Genomic DNA, 547 nt, shown 5'->3' with positions numbered 1-547 from the left:
TTAAAACGGTTAAAAAAGCAGTTGTGCCGCGTCAAAGTACAGGAGGGAATTGTGTTCGTGCATGGAATTGGACGTAGAAAAACACAGTTGCAGAAATCCCTGGAACAGCTGGATCAATATCTGGAGAAACTAAAGGAATATACGAAAAAACTGTATACGCTTGGAGATAGAAACAGTTATTCCAAAACAGACCCGGATGCGACCTTCATGAGAATGAAAGAAGATGCGATGCTGAATGGACAGTTAAAACCTGCTTATAACATCCAGCACGGAGTGGACTCTGAATACATCACATGGATTGATATTAGCCCGCGTCCAACCGATACATGCACCCTGATCCCTTTTTTGAAAGATATGGAGAGTCACTTAGGATTTAAATATTCAGAAATCGTTGCAGATGCCGGATATGAAAGTGAAGAAAACTATCTTTTCATTGAGGGAAACGGACAGACCGCCTATATAAAGCCGCAGAACTATGAGATTTCGAAAACCCGAAAATACAAAAAAGACATCAGCAGAAGAGAAAACATGGAGTATCACGCAGACA

The 547-nt window shown here is 41.0% G+C and carries 1 protein-coding gene; it reads left to right on the top strand.

From position 1 onward, the window contains the following. On the top strand, nucleotides 1-547 hold a 547-nt coding region (locus tag WMO41_RS15860; protein WP_349230600.1), incomplete at both ends, for a transposase.

The sequence above is a fragment of the Ventrimonas faecis genome, from assembly GCF_040096075.1.
Classification (GTDB): domain Bacteria; phylum Bacillota; class Clostridia; order Lachnospirales; family Lachnospiraceae; genus Brotaphodocola; species Brotaphodocola faecis.
This window is presented reverse-complemented; position numbering and strand designations above follow the sequence as displayed.